Annotated in this window: 17 protein-coding genes; 6 read left to right on the top strand and 11 right to left on the bottom strand. The window is 59.3% G+C overall.

Annotated features, from left to right (window positions below):
* Positions 1-21: 21 nt before the first annotated feature.
* Genes AB4N53_RS21045 through AB4N53_RS21035 form a run of 3 tightly spaced genes read left to right on the top strand, consistent with a single transcriptional unit; the run spans position 22 to position 2,589 of the window.
* Entirely contained in the window at positions 22-831 is an 810-nt protein-coding gene (locus tag AB4N53_RS21045; protein WP_039756402.1) for a MetQ/NlpA family ABC transporter substrate-binding protein, read from the top strand.
* Positions 832-833: 2 nt separating this feature from the next.
* The gene (locus AB4N53_RS21040; protein WP_460122847.1) at positions 834-1,955 is read left to right on the top strand and encodes a methionine ABC transporter ATP-binding protein; all 1,122 of its coding nucleotides are present in this window, start codon (positions 834-836) and stop codon (positions 1,953-1,955) included.
* Positions 1,945-2,589 carry a methionine ABC transporter permease gene (locus AB4N53_RS21035; protein ID WP_039756400.1) on the top strand — a complete coding sequence of 215 codons (645 nt, stop codon included), beginning with the start codon at positions 1,945-1,947 and terminating at the stop codon, positions 2,587-2,589. Before AB4N53_RS21040 ends, AB4N53_RS21035 begins: the two co-directional genes overlap by 11 nt.
* Positions 2,590-2,699: 110 nt before the next feature.
* Here AB4N53_RS21035 and AB4N53_RS21030 read toward each other — a convergent pair whose 3' ends face one another.
* Positions 2,700-5,519 (bottom strand): RHS repeat domain-containing protein, encoded by a 2,820-nt coding sequence (locus tag AB4N53_RS21030; protein WP_460122844.1) that lies wholly within the window; start codon positions 5,517-5,519, stop codon positions 2,700-2,702.
* Positions 5,520-5,628: 109 nt separating this feature from the next.
* A complete protein-coding gene (locus AB4N53_RS21025) occupies positions 5,629-8,532 on the bottom strand; it encodes an RHS repeat-associated core domain-containing protein (RefSeq protein WP_460122841.1) in 2,904 nt (967 codons plus the stop codon).
* A gap of 589 nt (positions 8,533-9,121) precedes the next feature.
* Here AB4N53_RS21025 and AB4N53_RS21020 point away from each other — a divergent pair.
* Positions 9,122-9,478: a DUF6124 family protein gene (locus AB4N53_RS21020; RefSeq protein WP_434767353.1), complete on the top strand. Its 357-nt coding sequence runs from the start codon at positions 9,122-9,124 to the stop codon at positions 9,476-9,478.
* A gap of 104 nt (positions 9,479-9,582) precedes the next feature.
* Complete coding sequence (locus AB4N53_RS21015) at positions 9,583-10,209, top strand: class I SAM-dependent methyltransferase (RefSeq protein ID WP_460122838.1); 627 nt, start codon at positions 9,583-9,585, stop codon at positions 10,207-10,209.
* Position 10,210: 1 nt separating this feature from the next.
* On the opposite strand, the gene AB4N53_RS21010 is transcribed toward AB4N53_RS21015, so the two are convergent.
* From AB4N53_RS21010 to AB4N53_RS20995, 4 genes are all read right to left on the bottom strand, one after another.
* Positions 10,211-12,463: a glycoside hydrolase gene (locus AB4N53_RS21010; RefSeq protein WP_460122835.1), complete on the bottom strand. Its 2,253-nt coding sequence runs from the start codon at positions 12,461-12,463 to the stop codon at positions 10,211-10,213.
* Positions 12,464-12,552: 89 nt separating this feature from the next.
* Positions 12,553-15,615, bottom strand: a complete 3,063-nt coding sequence (locus AB4N53_RS21005; protein WP_460122832.1) for an efflux RND transporter permease subunit — start codon at positions 15,613-15,615, stop codon at positions 12,553-12,555.
* The gene (locus tag AB4N53_RS21000; RefSeq protein ID WP_460122829.1) at positions 15,612-16,676 is read right to left on the bottom strand and encodes an efflux RND transporter periplasmic adaptor subunit; all 1,065 of its coding nucleotides are present in this window, start codon (positions 16,674-16,676) and stop codon (positions 15,612-15,614) included. The genes AB4N53_RS21005 and AB4N53_RS21000 overlap by 4 nt, the downstream gene beginning before the upstream one ends.
* Positions 16,673-17,776 (bottom strand): efflux RND transporter periplasmic adaptor subunit, encoded by a 1,104-nt coding sequence (locus AB4N53_RS20995; RefSeq protein WP_460122826.1) that lies wholly within the window; start codon positions 17,774-17,776, stop codon positions 16,673-16,675. Before AB4N53_RS20995 ends, AB4N53_RS21000 begins: the two co-directional genes overlap by 4 nt.
* 194 nt (positions 17,777-17,970) lie before the next feature.
* Between AB4N53_RS20995 and AB4N53_RS20990 the strand changes: the two genes are divergently transcribed.
* Entirely contained in the window at positions 17,971-19,131 is a 1,161-nt protein-coding gene (locus AB4N53_RS20990) for an AAA family ATPase (protein ID WP_460122823.1), read from the top strand.
* Positions 19,132-19,242: 111 nt separating this feature from the next.
* Here the strand turns inward: AB4N53_RS20990 and AB4N53_RS20985 are convergent, their stop codons facing one another.
* The 5 genes from AB4N53_RS20985 to AB4N53_RS20965 form a co-directional block, all read right to left on the bottom strand.
* A complete protein-coding gene (locus tag AB4N53_RS20985; protein ID WP_460122821.1) occupies positions 19,243-20,115 on the bottom strand; it encodes a transporter substrate-binding domain-containing protein in 873 nt (290 codons plus the stop codon).
* Positions 20,112-20,894, bottom strand: coding sequence for an amino acid ABC transporter ATP-binding protein (locus tag AB4N53_RS20980; protein WP_460122818.1), 783 nt, complete (start codon positions 20,892-20,894; stop codon positions 20,112-20,114). Before AB4N53_RS20980 ends, AB4N53_RS20985 begins: the two co-directional genes overlap by 4 nt.
* Positions 20,891-21,550, bottom strand: a complete 660-nt coding sequence (locus AB4N53_RS20975; RefSeq protein ID WP_460122815.1) for an amino acid ABC transporter permease — start codon at positions 21,548-21,550, stop codon at positions 20,891-20,893. Before AB4N53_RS20975 ends, AB4N53_RS20980 begins: the two co-directional genes overlap by 4 nt.
* On the bottom strand, positions 21,531-22,196 hold the full coding sequence (locus AB4N53_RS20970; RefSeq protein WP_400502570.1) for an amino acid ABC transporter permease: 666 nt from the start codon (positions 22,194-22,196) through the stop codon (positions 21,531-21,533). Before AB4N53_RS20970 ends, AB4N53_RS20975 begins: the two co-directional genes overlap by 20 nt.
* Before the next feature lie 545 nt (positions 22,197-22,741).
* Entirely contained in the window at positions 22,742-23,539 is a 798-nt protein-coding gene (locus AB4N53_RS20965; protein ID WP_016772222.1) for a MetQ/NlpA family ABC transporter substrate-binding protein, read from the bottom strand.
* Between the last annotated feature and the right edge of the window lie 134 nt (positions 23,540-23,673).

Here is a 23,673-nt window from a genome sequence, read left to right as displayed (position 1 = left end):
GCACTGACTGGAAAAACCACCATGACCAAAAAAATCCTGTCCCACCCAGTCAAAGCACTGGCCCTGGCCTTCGGCCTGTTCAGCTCGGCGGTATTCGCTGCCGATGCGCCGCTGAAAATCGGCACCACCGCCGCCTTCGCCATTCCCCTGGAAGCCGCCGTCGAGGAAGCCTCCAAACAAGGCCTGAAAGTCGAGCTGGTGGAGTTCACCGACTGGATCGCCCCCAACGTCAGCCTCGCTGCTGGCGACATCGATGTGAATTACTTCCAGCACATTCCGTTTCTGGAAAATGCCAAGGCCGCGTCCGGTTTCGATCTGGTGCCGTTCGCACCGGGGATCATCAACAACGTCGGCCTGTATTCGAAGAAATACAAAAGCTTCGATGAGCTGCCGGAAGGCGCCAGCGTGGCCATCGCCAATGACCCGATCAACAGCGGACGTGGTTTGCAATTGCTCGCCAAGGCCGGGTTGATCACCCTGAAACCGGGCGTCGGCTACAAGGCCACCGAGGACGACATCGTCGCCAATCCGAAGAAGATCAGGATCCTTCAGGTCGAAGCCGTGCAGCTGGTGCGCGCGTATGACGACGCCGATCTGGTCCAGGGTTACCCAGCCTATATTCGCTTGGCGAAGACCTTCGATGCCGGCTCGGCGCTGCTGTTCGACGGTCTCGATCACAAGGAATACGTGATTCAGTTCGTCATCCAGCCGAAGAGCAAAACCGACCCGCGCCTGATCAAGTTCGTCGACATCTATCAGCATTCGCCAGCCGTCCGCGCGGCGCTGGACAAGGCCCACGGCAAGCTCTACCAAGCCGGTTGGGAAAGCTGAGCATGACTGCCGCGATCCAACGGCGACTGGAGCTTCCAGAGCCACACACTGCTGAAAAAACCGAGCTGCACCCCGAGTTGAATCGCGCCCACGTACGCTTTATCGGCGTGGGCAAAACCTACAACGGCCGACAAGGTCCGGTCGCCGCCTTGCAGGGCATCGACCTGGCGATTCAGCGCGGCGAAGTGTTCGGCATCATCGGCCGCAGCGGCGCTGGCAAGTCGTCGCTGATCCGCACGATCAATCGCCTGGAGCAGCCAACGTCCGGGCGGGTGTTGATCGATCAGGTCGATATCGGCGAATTCGATGAAGACCGCCTCGTCGCTCTGCGCCGGCGCATCGGCATGATCTTCCAGCACTTCAATCTGATGTCGGCCAAGACCGTCTGGCAGAACGTCGAGTTGCCGCTGAAAGTCGCCGGTGTGCCGAAGGAGCAGCGCGACAGCAAGGTCCGCGAACTGCTCGAACTGGTCGGCCTGCAGAGCAAGCACAAGGCCTACCCGGCGCAACTCTCCGGCGGGCAGAAACAGCGTGTCGGCATTGCCCGCGCGCTGGTGCATGACCCGGACATTCTGCTCTGCGATGAAGCGACATCGGCGCTGGATCCGGAGACCACGCAGTCGATCCTCGGCCTGTTGCGCGAGATCAACAAACGCCTCGGCCTGACCATTGTGCTGATCACTCACGAAATGGCAGTGATCCGCGAGATCTGCGATCGCGTCGTCGTGCTTGAGCATGGCCATGTGGTCGAGCAAGGGCCGGTGTGGCAAGTGTTCGGCAATCCGCAACACGAGGTCAGCCAGACCTTGCTCGCGCCGCTGCAACACGCCTTGCCGGAAGAATTGCAAAGCCGTTTGCAGGCGGCATCCACGGCGTCTGATGCAGCGGTGGTGTTGCGTTTGCGGTTCTCCGGCAGTGCCGCTGATGAGCCAGATCTGGCCGCGTTGTTTGCGGCGTTGGGTGGCCAAGTGAAGCTGCTTCAGGGCGGCGTGGAAAGGATTCAGGGTCACGCGCTGGGGCAGCTGTTGCTGGCCGTCAGCGGCTCGGCGTACAGCGCCGAACAATTGCGCGAACGCGCCGGGCAATGGGCGCAACGAGTGGAGGTATTGGGCTATGTGGTTTGATCGCTTGCTGCAGGGTTTTATCGACACCTTCCTGATGGTCGGCGTGTCGTCGCTGATCGCGCTGCTGGTGGGCATTCCCATGGCGGTGATTCTGGTGACCAGCGACAAGGGCGGGATCTATGAGGCACCGCTGTTGAACCGTGCGCTGGGCGCCTTCGTCAATCTGTTCCGCTCGATTCCGTTCCTGATCCTGATGGTCGCGCTGATTCCGTTCACTCGCCTGATCGTCGGCACTACCTATGGCGTGTGGGCCGCTGTGGTGCCGCTGACAATCGCGGCAACGCCGTTCTTCGCGCGGATCGCCGAAGTCAGTTTGCGCGAGGTCGATCATGGCCTGATCGAAGCCGCGCAGGCCATGGGTTGCCGGCGCTGGCATATCGTCTGGCATGTGCTGCTGCCCGAGGCGCTGCCGGGGATTGTCGGCGGTTTCACCATCACCCTGGTGACAATGATCAATTCGTCGGCCATGGCTGGGGCAATTGGCGCTGGTGGGCTGGGGGATATCGCTTATCGGTACGGCTATCAGCGCTTCGACAGCCAGATCATGTTGACGGTGATTGTCTTGCTGGTGGCGTTGGTGGCGGTGATTCAGTTGGGTGGGGATCGGTTGGCGCGGGGGCTCAACAAACGCTGAGTACAGGGTTAGTTTCCTTCACCGATGGGACCGATCTTTCATCTGTGCCGCCCCCCCGGGGCGGACTTCCGCTGCATTTCGTCAATTAGAAGCTTGAGTCAATAGCGGTTTTAGCCATTAATCAAGTTGTAAAACAAATTGCTGTTTTCCTGCCTCGCCCGATAAAGCTGACTCATACTTTTTGCCGCAAAAACAATGCTGTCCGCGTTATTGAGTGCCATTTGCGCGCGCATATGAGGAGCCTCATTAAACATGGAAATCGAAGTTTCAAGATCCAGCATACCTGGAAGCCCCATATAATTCTCAACGGACGTAATGAAGTCACGATGGGACGCCGGATACCTTTCTGAAAACTCTAAATTTAAACCACCATTCATAATAGCTTCTGAAACCCCTCTAGCCGGGAGTTCGTACTGCATCACTGGATAGTTCAAGATTTCCGGACTTCTGGAGTTCAAATAGAAATTATCCACCGCATTCGGCCCAACAGCGCCAATTCTGTTAACCCTGTTCAAATGCAGTAATTCGTGCCCCAAAACCATTTCAAAATCACCATCGACCCTAGATAAGTTAATAGCAATTCGTCCATAAAAATCGTCTGGTCTGACCTCCGCGTTTGAGTGCATCTCAGGTCCCGGACCGCCTACAAAACCTAAAAACTTCCCTCTTGCTGCCTGTCCGCCATAAGCATTTGTCATATCTAACCCACGCATCCAAACGTGTGAAAGCTGATTTTCTACTGCCCTGTATTCAGGTCCAAAATAACTTTGTAAAACTGCTGGAGATTCTGTAAAGCCTTGGGTTAATGCATAAATCGCTTCAGAAAACACTTGTCCCATTTCGGGTAGCTGGGAGCTTATGATGGCTGATAGATGCATAGGAAACTGATCAAGTCCGCGTGACACAATCCGCTTACCTGATTGAATGAGAGATGTTTCAATAAAATCATTTTCACCTTCATAAAACCACCTCCCATCCAGATCATTATTAACGACAGGCGTATTCGCAACAAAACAAAATAAATTCAATCCATTAACTGCTCCTGCAGGATCGCCGCTTATCCAGCGCTGTAACCACGGCGCGTAATAACGATATCCATAATAGTAAAGACCGGTCGCATCCCGCTCTTTGCCTGAGTAACGAATCGTTTTGTTTTTCGCCGCCAATGCATTTTTACCCGCCCAGCACGCCGTGCCACCAAACGGGTAATAGTGCTCCTGAGTCAAAATCCCCGCACCATCATCCAATTCCAGCGTGCTGGAACCGAGATGATCACTGAGGCTGTAACGCAGTTGGTCGCCTTCCACCCCGCTTGGCCAGTGCAGCAGTCGTACCCGATTGCGCCCGGTATCGACACTGACGACATGTCGCTCGACACCATCGACTTCGCGATAAATCTCGAGCCCCGGCAGATAACGAACTTCTGCCGTCAGCGTCTGACCGGACGCGTGGCTGACAGTCGTTTTACGCAACCGATGGCCCGGCTCGTCGTAGCCATAACACTCGTAGTCATCGCTTTCATTCGGACGTTGCACCAACACAACCCGGCTTAACTCATTGCGTACGTTCCAGTACATGGCCTGACCACGTTGCAACTCGAGCTGATTACCCGCCGCATCAAATCCCAGCGCTATCTCCGATTCCCCGGGCAAAGAACCATCGGCGTGCTGCGCCAGGCTTCGGTTGCTGTAAGCCGAAGTAAACATCGAAAATCCCGGCGCACCGCTGTGGTGGCGAGTGACCAGGTTGCCCGCTGCGTCGTAGTCGAATTTCTGCGTGTAGTTGCGCCGTTGATTGGGATCGAGCGGCGTTGGCAGCAGCTCCGGCAAGGCCGGACCATGGCTGGGCTGGCTGACTTCCCAGCCGCTGGCCTCGACCAGTTGATAAAGGCTGTCGTAGCGATACCGACTGACCGGATCGATGCGCTGATTGTTGAGCCAGGACACGGCTTGGGTTTTATCTTCCAGGCTGACGATGTTGCCCACCGGATCGTAGACGTAATTCAGATCCTGCAACGGAGGGCGCGTGCCGACACTGGCGAGCAGTCTCAGCAACCGGCCGTCATCGCGGCTGTATTCGGCACGGGCGATGACGCCGTTGCCGGCCGTTTCGCTTTCGATCTGACCCTGCGCGTTGTAGCGAATCGCACTGACCAGGCACTTCGGCTGCCTGCCCTCGCCGGCCTGTAACAGCCAGGTCGCGCAAGCTTGCCCGGCGACGTTGTACTGCTGCGTTCTGAGGTTGCCCACCGCGTCGGTGTGATGCTGCAAATCGCCGGTTGCAGTGAAAGTCTGTCGGCTGACGTAGGTGGTTTCCTCGAGATAGTCATCCCGCCGGTCGGGTTCGAGCGGCCAGTCAGGCGTCTCGAGCTCGATCAAAAAGCGTCGCGACTCCACCAGCACTGCGCCAGCGAGGCCATAGTCATCGAAGTGCCGATTGCCGGCCGGATCGTCGTGGCGGATCGGTCGACCGCACTGGTTGTGCAGCGCGCGTTCATCGGTGGCTTTTGCATAGGTCCAGCGCTCGACCACGCGAGGCGGCCCGTCGTGCGCCTGCTCGGTGAGGGCTAGCGGTCGCTGCAGATCATCGTATTGGCGGTGACTCTGACTGCCCCGCGCATCCCAGCCAGAACACATCGAACCCGCTTCATTCAACAGCCGCACCTGCCAACCGGCGTCGACGCTGTCGGCGAGTAACGCTTGACCGCTCAATGCGTAGAGTGTGGCCAGATTCGGCTTGGGCGCAACGCCGTACAAACGCGGATCCCACGACGCTACCTGATGCCCCGCCTCATCAAAGATCTGCCGGATGATGCGCGATCCGATGTCGGCTTTATCCGGGTGTCGGCAATAGGCAACGCTGCGAACCGCCAGTGCGCGCGGGTCAATGACCGACAAGGTCGGCGTGGCGGTGTCATGACGAGTGCCCATTTGGAGTGAGTCCTTGGCATCTTTGATACCAAGACTGTGCTTATTCTGGTCGAGCCGCTACTGTAAAAACTAACAGGTCAACCTCTTTCAATGACTCAACCGCCAGGAGTCAGGAAAACCATTTTTTGAAAAATCCCTGTTTGTGGGGCTTTTCGTAATAAGCGATGAAGTTGGCGATGGATCGGACGGGCGATCCTTCTTCAGGCCTTCTGTAAAGCAATTCGTCGTGTGTTCCAACCACGCCGATTCCCGCCGAATGACCACCATCAAGGTTCACCGACCATCCACCAGCACCGTTCATCCTCTCGAGCCTGGCCATTACCCTGGACCATTCGGGCATCGTATAGCCAGTCGCTGTCTCGCTGCGCCCGGTGCTGCCGCCCCATGCCAAACGCGTACGCTGCCCGTTATCTGTTCCGCCGGGCAAACTGATGCCGGAGCGGATGTTAGGTGAACCTGCATGACCCAGTTTTCCCGGCTGATTGTTCTTCGGGTCAAAGAGAAATTTGGTGAGACCCAAATGGCTTTCCGGGAAGACCGCTTCCCCACCTTGCGAAAGCACAGGCCCGGATTCAATCCTCGATCCATCTCTCATTCGAACTGTCACGAAATGCTTTCGATAGTCTGAAGGCACCGGGGCGTAAATCTGACTTTTACCGCCGATCTTGCTCGGGCCAATCGGCGCAAACGGCGAAACGTTACTGCTAGCCTGATTCCGCATATTGAAGAAACCGCCGTTGATATAGGCAACGGCACCCGCGTTCGGGATCCCTGCTTGCGCCTTGATATCTTCTCCCGACGCAGTGTTCAGACGAAAACCTGTCTCGGCTCCCGCTACTTTGCTTCGCAATGTCGAATCAATCGACAAGTAGGCAAAGCTTCTATTGCCTACGATCGGACGAGTCAAATTCATTCCCATCCGATTGAACAATTCATTACCGCCGACAATATCGACTGCCACAATTCCCCGGGTCACTGTACGTACCCAGACACCGTCTCTTGACGCCACTATTCCCGCATAAGCTCTGCGCCAACGATCCTGCGCATCGGTGCCCTTTAAACCGTCGGAATCGACAGCGCTTGTCGGATTGTTTGCGACCATTGCGTACAGATTCAACCCGTCCCCTTGCGGATCCGCACTTATCCATCGCTGTAGCCAAGGCGCGTAATATCGGTAGCCGTAGTAATAAAGTCCCGTAGCGTCCCGCTCCTTGCCAGAATATCGGACGGTTTTGTATGTCGCCGCCTGCGCATTTCTGCCAGCCCAGCAGGCTGTTCCTCCAAAGGGATAATACTGCTCCAGTGTCAGAACACAGCCTTCATCATCCAGCTCCACAGTAGAGGAGCCAATGAGATCGTCATAGCCGAAACGCAGTTGATCCGGGTTTCTGGCGCAAGGCCAGTGCAATAGTTTTATCGAAGCTCGACCGACTCCGGTTTCGATCACTTGATACTCTTCACCTGCGGCACGTCGGTGCAATTGGAGACCGGGAAGATAGCGAACCTCGCTATCCAGAATTCGCACCGCAGTCTGTCGGATAAACACTTTGCGCGAACGATGTCCGGAAATGTCATAACTAAAGCATTCGTAATCGTCGACCTCTGCCTCGCGTTGAACCAGCACTACGCGGCTCAGCTCATTGCGCACGTTCCACGTCATGGCCTGACCGCGTTGCAACTCCAACTGATTGCCCGCCGCATCAAATCCCAGCGCTATCTCCGATTCCCCGGGCAAAGAACCATCGGCGTGCTGCGCCAGGCTTCGGTTGCTGTAAGCCGAAGTAAACATCGAAAATCCCGGCGCACCGCTGTGGTGGCGAGTGACCAGGTTGCCCGCTGCGTCGTAGTCGAATTTCTGCGTGTAGTTGCGCCGTTGATTGGGATCGAGCGGCGTTGGCAGCAGCTCCGGCAAGGCCGGACCGTGGCTGGGCTGGCTGACTTCCCAACCACTGGCCTCGACCAGTTGATAAAGGCTGTCATAGCGATACCGACTGACCGGATCGATGCGCTGATTGTTGAGCCAGGACACGGATTGAGTCTTGTCTTCCAGGCTGATGACGTTGCCCACCGGATCGTAGACGTAATTCAGATCCTGCAACGGAGGGCGCGTGCCGACACTGGCGAGCAGTCTCAGCAACCGGCCGTCATCGCGGCTGTATTCGGCGCGGGCGATGACGCCGTTGCCGGCCGTTTCGCTTTCGATCTGACCCTGCGCGTTGTAGCGAATCGCACTGACCAGGCACTTCGGCTGCCTGCCCTCGCCGGCCTGTAACAGCCAGGTCGCGCAAGCTTGCCCGGCGACGTTGTACTGCTGCGTTCTGAGGTTGCCCACCGCGTCGGTGTGATGCTGCAAATCGCCGGTTGCAGTGAAAGTCTGTCGGCTGACGTAGGTGGTTTCCTCGAGATAGTCATCCCGCCGGTCGGGTTCGAGCGGCCAGTCAGGCGTCTCGAGCTCGATCAAAAAGCGTCGCGACTCCACCAGCACTGCGCCAGCGAGGCCATAGCCATCGAAATGCCGATTGCCGGCCGGGTCGTCGTGGCGGATCGGTCGACCGCACTGGTTGTGCAGCGCGCGTTCATCGGTGGCTTTTGCATAGGTCCAGCGCTCGACCACGCGAGGCGGCCCGTCGTGCGCCTGCTCGGTGAGGGCTAGCGGTCGCTGCAGATCATCGTATTGGCGGTGACTCTGACTGCCCCGCGCATCCCAGCCAGAACACATCGAGCCCGCTTCATTCAACAGCCGCACCTGCCAACTGGCGTCGACGCTCTCTGCGAGTAAGTCTTGACCACTCAATGCGTAGAGTGTGGCCAGATTCGGCTTGGGCGCAACGCCGTACAAACGCGGATCCCACGACGCTACCTGACGCCCCGCCTCATCAAAGATCTGCCGGATGATGCGCGATTCGATGTCGGCTTTATCCGGGTGTCGGCAATAGGCAACGCTGCGAACCGCCAGTGCGCGCGGGTCAATGACCGACAAGGTCGGAGTGGCGGTATCAGCGTGGGTGTTCACGGCTAGGCGAGCCCCTGGTGTCAATACTCCAAGCCTGAACCCGTTTCCTCTGGCGCGATACTGTAAGAACTACCAGTTGCTTTTTGGTCTGCGCGCCCAGACAGCGTATTCATTCGCCAAGGCTTGCCGATCAGTTGCGCTAGTACAGACTGGCGCGAGGGCTGAATAAGCGCTAAGGTCGATGGCGGCAGGTGGCCATCAACCTAGCCCATGTGATCGCAAAATTTTCGGCATTGCCCTTAGTGAAAATCAGATGTCTCCTACACGGTTTTTAGCGTTTCGCCAGCCCGAACCACATGGGTTTGCAGGACGATTCCTAGAATAATTTGCCCGCTTGTACCCGAAATATCCGGTAGCTAATCTCCGGTCGTCACTGTTTTGCGGTGACCGGATTCAGTTGTCCGGATTCGCTGGGCGTGCAGTCAGGCCTGACCTCGGCAGAGGCTTTTAGCTGTCTGATGTTGGCTGTACGCAGGGCACTTTCGGGTGCGTCGATAACCGGCGGCCGACGACTGATCTGCGTGCAGCCGCCGTCCTGCTCGTTTAGTCGCGAAATGGTTGGCTCCCACTTGATGTCAGGAGTTTACCCATGGAAAAAAATCTCACCGATCCGCCACTCAGCCTTACTTCCAGCAAGCGGTTCACCGAGGATTTGCTCAAGGATCGCTCTGCATTGTGCCGCGCCGTTGACTCGCATCTGGCTGGCACTCAGGTCACGTTGGCGGGACAGAAACGCGTCTACAGCATCAGCGAAGATGTGACGCTGGAGGATGCTCAATTGTATGTTGCCGATCTGCTGCGCTGCGCTTCGGTGACCGTCCATCAATGCGGTGATCACCTCGGGGGCGCGGATCGAGCCATGGTGTTCTCGGTCTGGCATTTGCTGGAAATGGCCAAAGCGATGATGGACCGTTCGATCGATTGCCTGGGCGCAAAGCAGCTTTAAAGCCTGCACCCATCGCCGCCTGCGCTGGCACCAGCGCAGGCGGCGTTTTTTTGCCGGCGAAAAAGCTTATAGTCCGCTCTCTCTTCGCCCATACAGCACCGATCATGAAGCAAACGCCCAGTGACCTCGAACAGATCACCGCCACAACCCTCAGTCACTACAACTCGGTGGCCGAGGATTTCCGCGAAGGCACTCGCGACCACGATGTCAGCCAGAATATCGAAGCCCTGTTGCGCCATATTCAGGCTGAGTCACCGTTGACGATTCTCGATTTCGGCTGCGGTCCGGGACGGGATTTGCAGACCTTCACGCGCATGGGCCACATTGCGATCGGCCTCGATGGCTCGCAGGAATTCGCACGCATGGCCCGCGAGGACAGCGGTTGCGAAGTCTGGCAGCAGGATTTTCTCAAACTTGATCTGCCGGCCGAGCGCTTCGACGGCGTCTTCGCCAATGCCGTGCTGTTTCATGTGCCGTTGCAGGTATTGCCGCAAGTGCTACGGCAACTGCACGGCACCCTGAAACCGGGCGGCGTGCTGTTCAGCTCCAATCCGCGCGGGGACAACCGCGAAGGCTGGAACGGCCCGCGCTACGGCTCGTATCACGACCTCGAGGCTTGGCGCGGGTTGCTGACGACGGCGGGCTTTGTCGAGCTTGAGCATTACTACCGCCCCGCCGGGTTGCCGCGTGAGCAGCAGCCGTGGCTCGCGAGCGTATGGCGCAAAGTCTGAGTCAGGGCGCGGCCTGGACCTGATACTGGCTGTCGCTGCCGTCCGGGAACAGTGCAGTCATGCTGTGTCCCGGCAACGTCCGGCCCTGCCAATTGCGTGGAGCGGCGTCGAAATTGCCCAGCAGTCGCGTGCCGTCGGCAAACGCCGTCTGCTGTATCAGGCGATCCTCGCTCAACCAGTCAAAAGCCGTCAGCGCTTGCGTCGCCAGACGTTCATGCAGCGGACGAAAGAATCGATCCTGACGCACGATCAATGGCAAGCGCTGATCAAGGCTGGCCGCGCTCAGGTGGTACAGCGGCGGTACGTTGTAGAGCAACTGGGTGAGCTCGTTTTCCACCCGCACGTCGCTCAGTTTCAGGTTATCGAACAACCAGTGATGACTGGTGATGACCGAGCCGTGGAATACCGCCTGATACAGCGGTAAACGGCTGGCGGGGGCGAAATGCACGCGTCGGTAGTCAGCCTTCAACCGGGTCGGTTTGAAGAACACCGCCGGCTGCTCCGGTGGGTACCACTGGCCAACGAAAGATTCTGCCTTGCCCGGTTGATGCATGTCTGGATCGCCCCAACCGATCACCGGCGTCTGCATGCCATGTGCGAACAAGACCCCCTGAGCGGTGGCGGCATTGCCATCCTCGGAGCCGCCCGGCAGCTGCAACACCTCGTTGATCCAGCGCGATGCTGCGACATTGCCCGCGGCATTTTGCGCCTGAGTCATCGGCGCGCCCGGACGATAACTATCGAACAGCATGCCAGCGGCATAAGCGTCGACAAACCAACTGTTGAAGCCGGCGACCTGCTGGATTGCATCGATGCGCCGCTCCAGCAACGGTCGTACGCATCGCGGATCGGTATAGTGACCGGACTGCTGAAACCCGCTTTTCAGCGCACCGTTTTCCTCCACGATCGCACACTCGGTATTGGCCCGAGCGCCGAGGTGCGCGGTGGTCCAGTCCGGATTTTCGTCCTGGCGCAGCGCGGTTTCGTAGGAGTCATACGGAGCAATCAGATACCCCGCCGAGACGGCGGCGCGCACCGCCTCAGGATGCCAGAGTCCACCTTCCCAGCCCTCGCCGAGCCCAAGCCACAGACGCGCCAGCCCGGCGCTCTGCAATCGTTCGATGGTCCGGCGCGACAAGGTACGTCCCCAGCGCGAAGGATCAACTGTGAGCGCATCAGTCATGACAGCGGCCAGTTGCGCGCGCACATCGGCATAACCAGCGACCAGCACCTGCATATCCGGTGTTGCACTGGTCTGCCAGTGCTTGCGCGCTTGAGTGTTCAGCGCCTGATTGAGGCTGCGCAACAGCACGGTCTGCTGATAGTGATTGAGTACGCTCTCACTGGCGATCGACCGAAGCACTTCACTATCCATCGCCGCACGTAATTCACTGACAAGTGATCCCGAACCCCGCAACCGGGCAACCAGCAACGGCCAGTTGCGCACGTCCTCGGGACCGAGCAGATTGTTGCCCCACAGATAGACATGCGGGGCCCCGATCAGCTTCGCGGCTTGCGGGGTCTTCATCAACTTGTCCGGCAGAGGTTCATATCGGCCGTTATCGATGAGCCACTGCTTGTAGCGCCTGGCGCCAGCCAACGGATCGTCAGCGCCAAGAAACAGGCTGAAGGTCAGCGGCTTCGAGGGCTCAAGCGAAGTGAATCGATGCCGCGCCGACAGCCCCAGCGCATCGCCATTGGCCTTGAAGCGCAGTTGATTGTTGTAAGGGTTGGTCAGCAGCCAGTGCAGGCTGAACCTTTCGTAGGCCATCCCCCAAAGCGGCAGGCTCAAGTCCTGGGTGGTATCGAGCGCGGCCTGCGCGAGGAGGAATCTTTGCCATACCCGGTCACCGCGCGGCACGTAGCGCCCTTCGGCAAGCGGCCAGATCAGCGCCTGGCCCATTGCACTGGCGGGCTGATGAATAAACTCGATTTCCGAGGGCGCATTGGCGGCGATCGAAAACGTCAGGTCACGCTGAGCAAGGTCAACGCTGAGGACCCAGCGCCCATCGTCCCATTGCCAATCGATGCGATTGCCGCGCCTGATCAGGCCGCTGACCTTGTGCCGCAGCACGCCTGCCGAGGCCTGCACCGCTGGAGCGCCGGCGGGTTCAACACGCACCGCCAGCGTCGCAGGGTCGACCTGCACCCGCCACAGCTGGTTTTCCAGCAGCACTTCGGCCACCACTGGCGGCGACAGGGTCAAGCCAGCGAGCAGCAACAATCCGCGCAACCCGCCGGAAACAGTCGACATGGCACGTCCCTCCTCGAATGAAGAAGGGACGTTAGCGCAGTCCTCTCACGCTGTAAGTCAGACCTTTCCCAAAGATGACAGGGGCTATCTCACTGCGTCGGCTTTTCATCCTTCTGCGGCTCGCGAATCCTGTACCAGGCCACATACAGCGCCGGCAGGAACAGCAGCGTCAGCAGGGTCGCCACGACGATGCCGCCAATCATCGCGTAGGCCATCGGCCCCCAGAACACTTCGCGGGCGATCGGGATCATGCCCATGCTCGCCGCCGCAGCGGTGAGCAGGATCGGTCGGCGCCGGTGTTCGGTCGCTTCCACGACCGCGTCCCACGGTGCGTAGCCCTTCTGCTCGAACTCATCGATCTGCGTCACCAGAATCACCGAGTTACGGATGATGATGCCGATCAGCGCGAGAATCCCGAGGATCGCCACGAAACCCATCGGCGTGCCGGTCGGCACCAGCGCCAGGACCACGCCGATCAGCCCCAGCGGCGCGACACTGGCGACCAGGAACATCTTCTGCACGCTGTGCAACTGGATCATCAGGAACGTCGCCATGAGGAACAGCATCAGCGGCAGCACTTTGGCAATCGGCCCCTGGGCCTTGCCACTTTCCTCGACCGTACCGCCGGTGGCGACCTTGTAGCCGACCGGCAATTTGGATGCGAAAGCGTCAATCGACGGCTTGAGCAGTTTCACCAGATCGGTCGGCTGAATCTCGTCGCGCACCGAGGCCTTGATGGTGATGGTCGGCAAGCGGTCACGACGCCACACCAGCGGCTGTTCCAGTTCATAGCGCACGGTGGCGAACGCCAGCAGCGGAATCGAGGTGCCGCTCGGCGTGACGATCTGCAGGTTCTGCAGGGTTTCCGGGGTACCGCGTTCGGAATCCACGGCACGACCGACCACGTTGATCAGGTAGATGTCGTCATCGACCTGAGTCAACGGCGAGCCGCTGACGATGCTGTTCATCAGGTTGGCAACGTCTTCGGAGGACAGCCCGAGCTGCCGCGCCTTGTCCTGGGCGATGTCGATGCGCAGGACTTTGCCCGGCTCGTTCCAGTCGTAAATGATCTCGCCGATGTGCGGATTCTTGTCCAGCTCGGTGGCCAGGTCGATGGCGTGCTTGCGCACCTGATCGACGTCTTTGCCGCTGACTCGATACTGAATCGGACGCCCCACCGGCGGGCCCATTTCCAGGGCCTGCACATAGCTGCCGATACCGACGAAGTCTTTGTGCAGCCGCTCACGCAGGCGCTGACTCAAAGCCTCGCGGGCTTCGAAATCCTTGCTGACGATCACCAGCTGCGCGTAGTACGGGTTCTGCAATTGCTGATCCAGCGGCAGATAGAAACGGATCGCGCCCTGACCGATGTAAGTGCTCCAGCGCACGATGTCCGGGTCACCCTTGAGGGTCGCTTCGAGCTTGTCCACGGCTTTGCGGGTTTCATCGATGGAAGCGTTTTGCGGCAGGTTCAGGTCAACGAGAATTTCCGGGCGGTCGGATGCGGGGAAGAACTGGTTCTGCACGAAACGCATGCAGAACACCGCCAGCACGAACAACAGCACGGTGATGCCGATCGCCCACCAGCGATTGCGCATGGCCCACAACAGACCACCGTTGAATGCCCGGCCGACGCGACCCGGCTCGGCGTCATGGGCCTTCACCTTGTCACTGAGGATATGCACGCCGATCACTGGCGCGAAGAACACCGCCACCACCCACGAGACGATCATCGCCACGGCAATCACCGCAAACAGCGTAAACGTGTATTCCCCAGCAGAACTGGCGTTGAGGCCAATGGGCACGAAACCGGCGACGGTCACCAGGGTACCGGTGAGCATCGGGAACGCCGTCGAGGTGTAGGCGAACGTCGCCGCCTCCTCCCTGCTTTCGCCCATTTCCAGGCGCGTGACCATCATTTCCACGGTGATCATCGCGTCGTCCACCAGCAGACCGAGGGCAATGATCAGCGCGCCGAGGGAAATCCGCTGCATGGTGATGCCGCTGTATTCCATGAACACAAACACCATCGCCAGCACCAGCGGAATCGAGCAGGCCACCACCAGACCGGCGCGCACGCCGAGGCTGATGAAGCTCACCACCAGCACGATGATGACTGCTTCGAACAGGGCGCTGGTGAAACCGCCGACGGCCTCTTCCACCACCACCGCCTGATCGGAAACCGTGTGCACGCCGACGCCGACCGGCAAGTCAGCGGTAAGCTGGTCGATGCGCTCGTGCAGCGCCTTACCGAACTCCTGAACGTTGCCGCCCTTCTGCATGGCGATCGCCAGGCCGATAGCCGGTTTGCCGTCGAAGCGGAATTGCGGTGTCGCCGGGTCGACATAGCCACGGCTGATCTCGGCGATGTCGGCCAGACGATAGAAACGGTCGTTGAGCTTGAGGTTGACCTCGGCCAGATCTTTCTCCGACTCGAACTGACCCGAAGTGCGCACGGAGATCCGCTCCGGCCCCGCCTCGATCACCCCGGCCGGAGTCACTGCGTTCTGCGATTGCAGGCTCTGCACCACCTGACGCTGGTCGATACCCAGTGCGGCGAGTTTGCGCGTGGAGAAATTCAGGTAAATCGTTTCGTCCTGCTGGCCGACCATTTCGATCTTGCCCAGCCCCGGCACGTTGCGGATTTCTGCGCGCGCCTGCTCCACGTAATCGCGCAACTGGCGCATGGTCAGGCCATCGGCGGTGAAGGCGTAGACCGAGCCGTACACGTCACCGAATTCATCGTTGAATCCCGGCCCCTGAATACCCTGGGGAAACTGGCCGCGAATGTCGTCGATCTTCTTGCGCACCTGATACCAGATTTCCGGGATGTCCTTGGCGCTGGTGGTGTCGCGCAGGTACACGTACACCGTCGATTCGCCGGGGCGCGTGTAGCTTTTCACGTAGTCGAGGGAATCGAGCTCTTCGAGTTTTTTCTCGATGCGGTCGGTGACCTGCTTGAGAGTTTCCTCTTGGGTCGCACCCGGCCATTTGGTCTGGATCACCATGGTCTTGATGGTGAAGGACGGGTCTTCTTCGCGGCCCAGATTGAAGTACGAGAACACCCCCATCAGCAGCCCGACGAACATCAGGTACCACACGAAAGACTGGTGCTTGAGGGCCCATTCGGAGAGGTTGAAAGAGCCTTTCATTGACTGTCCTCGTCAAGTTTTACCGATTGTCCGGGTTTGAGACTGTTGACGCCGGCGCTGACCACGCGCTCGCCGTTTTGTACACCACCGGCCAGCACCACGCTGTTGTCGCCACGGCTGACCACGCTGACGTCGCGCGGATTGACGGTTTTGTTTTGCGTGTCGATCACCCAGATCCGGGTTTTGCCATCGACTTCCTGCAACGCGGTCAGCGGCAGTTCAATGCGCGGCTTGATCGCCGAGCTGAGGGTCACGCTGATCGCGGTGCCGAGGCGGAAACCGTCCGGCGTATCCGACAGGGTCAGGCGCGCGCGGCGGGTGCGCGTGGCGCTTTGTGCCTGCGGTTCGATCTCGCGGATGATCGCCGTGGTGTTGATGCTCGGGTCGAGTTGCGCAGCCACCGAGAACACCACGTCGCTGGGCAACTGATCGACCAGCGTATCGGGCAAATCGATCACCGCTTCCTTGATATCCGGTTGCGCCAGTGTCACCACCTGTTGCCCGGCAGTCACCACTTGCCCGGCTTCGGCGTTCCACGCGGTGACCACGGCTTTGTGATCGGAGCGCAGCTCGGTGTAGCTCAACTGATCCTTGCTCTGGCTGACCGCCGCCCGCGCCTGATCGAGCGAGGCCTGGGTGGTTTTCAGGTCGGTATTGGCGACGTCCAGTTGCGCCTGCGCACCGACGCCGCGATCGAACAGCGCTTGCTGACGGCGTGCATTGGCCTGGGCATTGATCAGTTGCGCCTGAATCCGCGCCAAGTCGCCTTGGGCCGAACGCAACTGGTTCTGCTGATCGGACGGATCGAGGGTGGCGAGCAAGGTACCCTTCTGCACTTCGGCGCCGACATCGACGTTACGACTGGCGATGCGGCCGCCGACGCGAAAACCGGTGTTGCTTTCATAGCGCGCCTGAATGCTCCCGGCAAAGCGCCCGAGGCTTTCTTCGTTCAGCGCTTTGACCGTGACCGACAGCACCGGACGTACCGGTTCCGGCGGTGTTTCCTTTTCCGAGCAGGCGCCCAACACCAGCGCCATGCACAACAGACCGAGGCGCTTCATGGCTGCGCTCCCGGTTGCAGATCCTTGTAGGTGTTTTCGGCGATCTCGACTTTCATGCCGGGGTGCAGCAACTGGCCGCCGGCGACAATGACTTTCTCGCCGCCCTTGAGGCCTTCGCTGATGATCACTTTGCCGGTCAGGTAACGACCGACCGTGACCGTGTGCAACTGCGCTTCACCCTTGTCATCGACCAGCCACACCGCCGGATCGCTGATGTTTTTCGTCAGCGCCGACCAGGGCAGTTCTACCGCCGATTTGCCGGTGCCTTTGGCGGTGGCGCTCACGACCGAACCGAGTTGCATGCCCGGCGGCAGCTTGTCGAGGCTGACCTTGACCTGCACGGTGCCCGACTGCGCCGACACCGAGGGGGTGATTTCGCGCACGGTGCCGGTGGTTTTGATCTCGGGGTTGTCGAGCAGGCTGACCACGATCGAACGATCGGACGGCCGCTCGGCCAGCAGCGATTCGTAGACATTGAACACCGCGTCGCGGTCGCCATCACGGGCGAGGCTGAAAATCGGCGCGGTGGCCTGCACCACCTGGCCGACTTCGGCCTGGCGCTCGGTGATCACGCCGGGCGCATCGGCGATCAGCGCGGTGTAACTGAGCTGGTCCTTGGCGTTGGCCAGCTGCGCCTGCGCCGCGCTCAACGCGCTCTGGCTGCTGCGCAGCGCGGCTTGGGCCGAATCGTATTCGCTCTGGCTGGTGTAGCCCTTGGGCAGGAGTTTTTGCTGACGCACGAAAGCGGCCGCCGCTTGTTTCACGCGGGCCTGTTCGGCGACGACTTGGGCCTGAGCGGAATCGACGTTGGTCTGCAGATCTTTCGGATCGAGTTTGGCCAGCACCTGCCTGGCGGTGACGCGGTCGCCGACATCAACCATGCGCTGGATGATTTTGCCGCCGACGCGAAATGACAGCTGGGTCTGCACCCGCGCCTGCACATCACCGGTGAGGGTCACCGCTGCGGCGTAGTTGGCCGGTTCGACTTCTTGCACAAAGACCCGTGGCAGATATTCCTGAGCAGGTTTCTTGTCGCCGCAAGCGGTGAGCAAAGTGAACAGACTCAGCATGACAGCTGTTTTCATTCCGGGACTTGCCATGCAGACTCCTTCCTGTGTACGAACGTGCAAGTGACGATACGACTGTGAGCTTAGAACAGGGTTCAACGTTCGCCTGAGCGATCACAACATTTCCGTGTAGGAGCTGCCGAAGGCTGCGATCTTTGCTTTTTCAAGATCAAAAGATCGCAGCCTTCGGCAGCTCCTACAAAGGCCGCCCGAAGAGAAGGAATTCCATGCTTCATACCTTGGCCGTGGCCAATTACCGCTCGATCAACAAACTGGTGATTCCGCTCGGGCGCCTGAACCTCATTACGGGACCCAATGGCAGCGGCAAGTCCAACCTCTACCGCGCCTTGCGCCTGCTGGCCGAAACCGCGCAGGGCGGCGTGGTCAATGCGCTGGCGCGTGAAGGCGGGCTGGACTCGACGTTCTGGGCCGGGCCGGAAACCATCAGCCGGCGCATGCGCAACGGTGAAGTGGCGATCGAACCGACGGTGCGCCAAGGGGTGAAGCGGCTGCGCCTGGGATTCGCCGGCGAGGATTTCAGTTACGCCATCGGCCTGGGCCTGCCGGAGCCAAGCACCTCATGCTTTTCCCTCGACCCGGAAATCAAACGTGAATGCATTTGGGCCGGCGCGGTGTTTCGCCCGGCGAGCCTGCTGGTCGACCGCAACGGCCCGATGATCCGCGCCCGCGAAGGTCGCGCGTGGGACGTGCTGGCGCAACACACACCGAACTTCGACAGCCTGTTCGATCAGGTCGGTAATCTGCGCAGCTCGCCGGAAGTGTTCCAGATGCGCGAGTTCATCCGGCGCTGGCGTTTTTATGACCACTTTCGCAGCGATGCCGACGCGCCGGTACGCCAGCCGCAACTCGGCACGCGCACGCCGGTGCTGCACCACGACGGTCGCGACCTGGCGGCAGCCTTGCAGACGATTATCGAGATTGGCGATCCGCAGGCGTTAACAGCGGCGATCAGCGATGCGTTTCCCGGTGCGCGGCTGAATATTGCGCCGTTGACCGGTGGCCGTTTCGCTATCGAGTTCTATCAAGAGGGTTTGTTGCGGCCGTTGTCGGCGGCAGAACTGTCGGACGGCACCTTGCGCTATCTACTGCTGGTTGCGGCGTTGCTGACTCCGCGACCGCCATCGCTGATGGTGCTCAACGAACCGGAAACCAGCCTGCACCCGGACCTGCTGCCGGCGCTGGCACGGCTGATCATCCGCGCTTCGGAGCAGTGTCAGGTGTGGGTGGTGTCCCACGCGCGACGGTTGATCTCGGCGTTGCAGGAAGATCCGGAATGCAATTGCATCGTGCTGGAGAAGACGCTGGGGCAGACCGGGATTGTCGGGCAGCGGGCGCTGGATGAGCCGGCGTGGCATTGGCCGGATTGAGCGGTGACTGAAGAATTCGCGAGCAGGCTCGCTCCCACAATCGTACGCGATCAAATGTGGGAGCGAGCCTGCTCGCGAAAGCGATTCAAGCGTCACCGCTGAATCAAGGCACTAGCCCTGCCACTTGCCCCCTTCAACAATCACACTCTCAGGCCGGGTGTCATCGCTCAGTTCTTTGCGCACATATTGGTCATACAGCTTGAGCAGGTATTTCTCCTCGCCCAACCTGGCCAATTCGCTGTTGACCCAGTCACGCAACTCGAGGTTGCCCTTCTTCACCGCCGGCGCAATCGGCGCCTCGGCACCCAGTTTTTCCTCCAGCACGCGATAGCCCGGGTTCTGCTTGGCCCAGCTGAACAGCACCAGATTGTCCTGCGCGTAAGCATCGCCACGACCATTGGCCAGGGCTTGCAGCGACTCGGAGTTCTTTTCGAACTTGAGCAGTTTCCAGTCCGGATGGTTTTTGGTCAGCCAGATATCCGCGGTGGTGCCGGTGGTGACAATCGTGGTGCGCGTCGCCAGATCATCGAGTCTGTTCACCGAACTGCCCTGCGGCACCAGCGCCTGCACGGCCACCTTGAGGTTCGGGTTGGTGAAATCCACCGCTTCCTTGCGCTCCGGGGTGACGGTCATGTTGGCGAGGATCAAGTCGACCTTGTCACTCTGCAGAAACGGAATGCGGCTGGCAGGCTCGACGGCGACGAACTCGACCTTGTTTTCGTCGCCGAGCAGGTCCTTGGCGAAGCGCCGGCCAATGTCGGTGTCGAAGCCGACGTAACGCCCGGCCTCATCGACGAAACCGAACGGGGGCTTGTCGGTAAATACACCAACGATCAATTTGTCGCGGGCCTTGATCTTGTCCAGATAACCCGAGGGCGCGGCGCTTTCGCTGGCGACTTTCGGCTTTGGTGGCTCTTCGGTCTTACCGCAACCGGCAAGCAAGGCGAGGCTGAGCAGGGGCAGTAACAAAGCGGCAGTTTTCATAGCAGTTCCAGTTCCTTTTTCGGATTCGATTCTGGCGATGTGGCAACGAAGGAGAATTTCTCCAGAAACTGCTGCGCGCGTGCGGTTTGCGGGTTCGTAAAGAAAATCTCGGGCGGGTTCTGTTCGAGGATGCGCCCGGCATCCATGAACACGATGCGGTCGGCCACCGCGCGGGCGAAGGCCATTTCGTGGGTGACGATCAACAGGGTCATGCCTTCGCGGGCCAGGCCCTGAATGACTTGAAGTACTTCCTTGACCATTTCCGGATCGAGGGCGGCGGTGACTTCGTCGAAGAGCATGACCCGCGGGTTCATGCACAGCGAGCGGACAATGGCGATGCGTTGCTGCTGGCCGCCGGAGAGCTGACGCGGGAAAGCATCGCGCTTGTCCAGCAGGCCGACACGCTCAAGCAAGGCTTCGGCCTGCTGCTGCGCTTCGCGACGCTGGCGCTTCTGCACCTTGAGCGGGCCGAGCAGCAGATTGTCGAGCACGCTCATGTGCGGGAACAGGTGATAACTCTGGAACACCATGCCGATCTGCTGACGGATTTCGCGCCAGTCAGTGATCTTGTCCAACAGCTCGCGGTCGAGGAATTTCAGGCTGCCGCTGTGGGCCTCTTCCAGACCATTGAGGCAACGCAGCAAGGTGCTTTTGCCGCAACCGCTGGGACCAAGAATGACGAGCACTTCGCCGCTCTGCACTTGCAGGTCGATGCCATCGAGCACCTGCTGCGCGCCATAGAATTTGTTGAAACCGTGAAACTCGATCAGTGCGCTCATGCTTGCGTCCAGCGTCGCTCCAGCACGCGCGAAGCGGCCGAGAGCGGGTAGCAGATGAAAAAGAAAAACAGGAACAGCGCACCGTAGATCAGTACCGATTCATAGGTGCGCTCGATGATCTGCTGACCGACCTTGATCACATCGACGACGCCGATCAGCACCGCCAGGGAACTGGTCTTGACGATCCGCGTATAGACGTTGATGGTCGGCGGCGTCATGCGCTTGAGCGCTTGCGGCAGCAGCACGTAGCCATAGAGTTGAGCTGCATTGAGGCCGATCGACAGCCCGGCTTCACGCTGTCCGCGCGGCAACGAATGCAGCGCACCGCGCGCTACCTCGCCAACTTCGCTGGCGCCCCACAGCGACAGCACCAGCACCGCGCACCAGAAGCTCGGCAGGCTCAGGCCGAAGAAAATCGGCAGACCGAAGAACAGTAGATACAACCAGACCAGCACCGGAATTGCCCGGAACAGCTCCAGATAGATGCGCAGAATCGCGTTCAGCCACGTGACGTTCAACGTGCGCAACACACCGTAGAACACGCCGCCGATCGTGCTGATGGCGATGCTCAGAAACGAGATCGACAGGGTTTGCCCGGCGCCTTTTGCCAGTTGCGGCAACGACACCCAGAGCAGTTCAAGACCCGAACTGGCCATGCTGGAGCCTCCTTTCCAGACGGCTGAGCAACAGCGACAGCGGCAAGAACAGCAACACGCAGATCAGCGTCAGCACGGCGAGCATTTCGTAGGTTTTGTAGTAGAGCGCGATATAGCTCTTGGTGGTGTAGAGGATTTCCGGCACCGCCACGGCCGAAACCACGGTGGTTTCCTTGAGCAGGAAAATGAAATTGGCGAACAGTGACGGCAAGCTGAGGATCCCCGCCTGCGGCAGGATCACATAGCGCAGCAACTGGCCGTGGGACAGGCCAATCGACCGCCCGGATTCCAGTTGTGCCTGGGGCACCGCATCGACGCCGGCGCGCAGCACTTCGGTGAGATAGGCACCGCCAAGGAAGGTCATGGTGATGATCGCCGCAGTGAAACCGGAAACCTGGATCCCCACTGCCGGCAACGCGAAGTAAACGAAGAACAGCTGAATCAGCAACGGCGTGTTGCGCGCCAGCTCTACGTAGAAGCCGACCAGTTTTTGCAGGTATGGCGTGCGAAACACCAGAATCGTCGCGTTGAGCAGCGCGACCAGCAGCGAAGTGGCGATCGCAATCAAACCGACCTGCAGAGTCACGCCGACGGCTTTGAGAAAAGCCGGCAGAGTGCTGAGGATAAAGGCGTAGTCCAAAGTCATGAAGCGTCCTGACGCTGCTTGGTAAGCGGCGATGATGCAATCCATGGACGGCGGATGGCCGTCCGGCAGGCACTGACTTTATAGGTATAAAAACCATAATTTAAATACCTTTAAAGCATATTGATATCACCCAAAAAACTATCCTGTGGGTTTGCCGGGAAGGAATAAGAAGGCTATTTTTCTTTGCGCTGTAGGACGGATCTTTATTTCACGAAAGACCTCCAAGGACTCGCAGCTTTTGGCCAGACTCTCCGGCCCATTCACCACAAGGAAGAAAGACATGGACGTAAAAGTGCCGCAGCGGCTGGATCCGCAGGATATTGTGAAATTGTTAAGGGCGTTGCGCCGGGCGTTGAAGACGCAGGTGGCCTGAAGCAAGGGCCAGATCAAAAGATCGCAGCCTGCGGCAGCTCCTACTGGAGACCGCATTCCCGTGGAGGAGCTGCCGCAGGCTGCGATCTTTTCTCTGTACGCACAAAAACGCCGATGACCATCACTGGCCATCGGCGTTTTCACGTCTGAAGCGGATTTACTCAAGCGTCAGATCAGAACGCCGGCAACACCGCGCCGCTGTACTTCTTCTCGATGAAGGCTTTGACTTCCGGGCTGGTCAGGGCCTTGGCCAGTTTCTGGATCGCATCGCTGTTCTTGTTGTCCTCACGGGCCACCAGGAAGTTCACGTACGGCGAGTCAGCGCCTTCGATCACCAGCGCATCTTTCTGCGGGTTGAGCTTGGCTTCCAGCGCGTAGTTGGTGTTGATCATGTCCAGATCGACTTCCTTCAGCACGCGCGGCAGCAGGGCCGATTCCAGTTCCTTGAACTTGAAGTTGTGCGGGTTCTTGGCGATGTCTTTCGGCGTTGCCAAAGCGTTTTTCGGATCTTTCAGCTCGATCAGACCGGCCTTCTGCAGCAGGATCAGCGCACGGCCGCTGTTGCTGCCTTCGTTGGGGATGGCGATGGTGGCGCCGTCCGGCAACTCAGCCAGAGTCTTGTACTTGCTCGAGTAACCACCGAACGGTTCAACGTGAACGCCCTGCACGGTCACCAGGTACTTGGATTTGTCATCCTTGTATTTACCCTGGTTGAAGCTGTTCAGGTACGGCAGGGTCTGGAAGTAGTTGGCGTCCAGACGCTTTTCGCCAACCTGTACGTTCGGCTGCACGTAGTCGGTGAAGACTTTGATTTCCAGATCCACGCCTTCTTTGGCCAGGGTCGGTTTGATCAGCTCAAGGATTTCAGCGTGGGGCACCGGCGTTGCGGCAACCACCAGTTTCTCGCCGGCGTTGGCGAAAGAAGCCGTCAGCGCAGCCGCCAATGCGGTAAACAACAGAACCTTTTTCATGCAGTGTCCTTATCGAAAATCACGGTCGTCATCGACGACGGCATTTAATACGTGTGCCAGTGAAGTGATATCGCTGGCGTGAGGCGGACAATACCCGGATTTTTTATTCCAGGACAATAACGTTTATTCAGCTT

This window comes from Pseudomonas sp. H3_E04 (assembly GCF_054668915.1).
The sequence above is the reverse complement of the archived record's forward strand: the minus strand, read 5'-3'. Positions and strand labels throughout refer to the sequence as shown.

Excerpts from the sequence above, each read along its gene's own strand:
- AB4N53_RS21045 (WP_039756402.1), top strand. The coding sequence starts at position 22 with ATGACCAAAAAAATCCTGTCCCACCCAGTCAAAGCACTGGCCCTGGCC.
- AB4N53_RS21040 (WP_460122847.1), top strand. The coding sequence starts at position 834 with ATGACTGCCGCGATCCAACGGCGACTGGAGCTTCCAGAGCCACACACT.
- AB4N53_RS21035 (WP_039756400.1), top strand. The coding sequence starts at position 1,945 with ATGTGGTTTGATCGCTTGCTGCAGGGTTTTATCGACACCTTCCTGATG.
- AB4N53_RS21030 (WP_460122844.1), bottom strand. The coding sequence starts at position 5,519 with ATGGGCACTCGTCATGACACCGCCACGCCGACCTTGTCGGTCATTGAC.
- AB4N53_RS21020 (WP_434767353.1), top strand. The coding sequence starts at position 9,122 with ATGGAAAAAAATCTCACCGATCCGCCACTCAGCCTTACTTCCAGCAAG.
- AB4N53_RS21015 (WP_460122838.1), top strand. The coding sequence starts at position 9,583 with ATGAAGCAAACGCCCAGTGACCTCGAACAGATCACCGCCACAACCCTC.
- AB4N53_RS21010 (WP_460122835.1), bottom strand. The coding sequence starts at position 12,463 with ATGTCGACTGTTTCCGGCGGGTTGCGCGGATTGTTGCTGCTCGCTGGC.
- AB4N53_RS21005 (WP_460122832.1), bottom strand. The coding sequence starts at position 15,615 with ATGAAAGGCTCTTTCAACCTCTCCGAATGGGCCCTCAAGCACCAGTCT.
- AB4N53_RS21000 (WP_460122829.1), bottom strand. The coding sequence starts at position 16,676 with ATGAAGCGCCTCGGTCTGTTGTGCATGGCGCTGGTGTTGGGCGCCTGC.
- AB4N53_RS20995 (WP_460122826.1), bottom strand. The coding sequence starts at position 17,776 with ATGGCAAGTCCCGGAATGAAAACAGCTGTCATGCTGAGTCTGTTCACT.
- AB4N53_RS20990 (WP_460122823.1), top strand. The coding sequence starts at position 17,971 with ATGCTTCATACCTTGGCCGTGGCCAATTACCGCTCGATCAACAAACTG.
- AB4N53_RS20985 (WP_460122821.1), bottom strand. The coding sequence starts at position 20,115 with ATGAAAACTGCCGCTTTGTTACTGCCCCTGCTCAGCCTCGCCTTGCTT.
- AB4N53_RS20980 (WP_460122818.1), bottom strand. The coding sequence starts at position 20,894 with ATGAGCGCACTGATCGAGTTTCACGGTTTCAACAAATTCTATGGCGCG.
- AB4N53_RS20975 (WP_460122815.1), bottom strand. The coding sequence starts at position 21,550 with ATGGCCAGTTCGGGTCTTGAACTGCTCTGGGTGTCGTTGCCGCAACTG.
- AB4N53_RS20970 (WP_400502570.1), bottom strand. The coding sequence starts at position 22,196 with ATGACTTTGGACTACGCCTTTATCCTCAGCACTCTGCCGGCTTTTCTC.
- AB4N53_RS20965 (WP_016772222.1), bottom strand. The coding sequence starts at position 23,539 with ATGAAAAAGGTTCTGTTGTTTACCGCATTGGCGGCTGCGCTGACGGCT.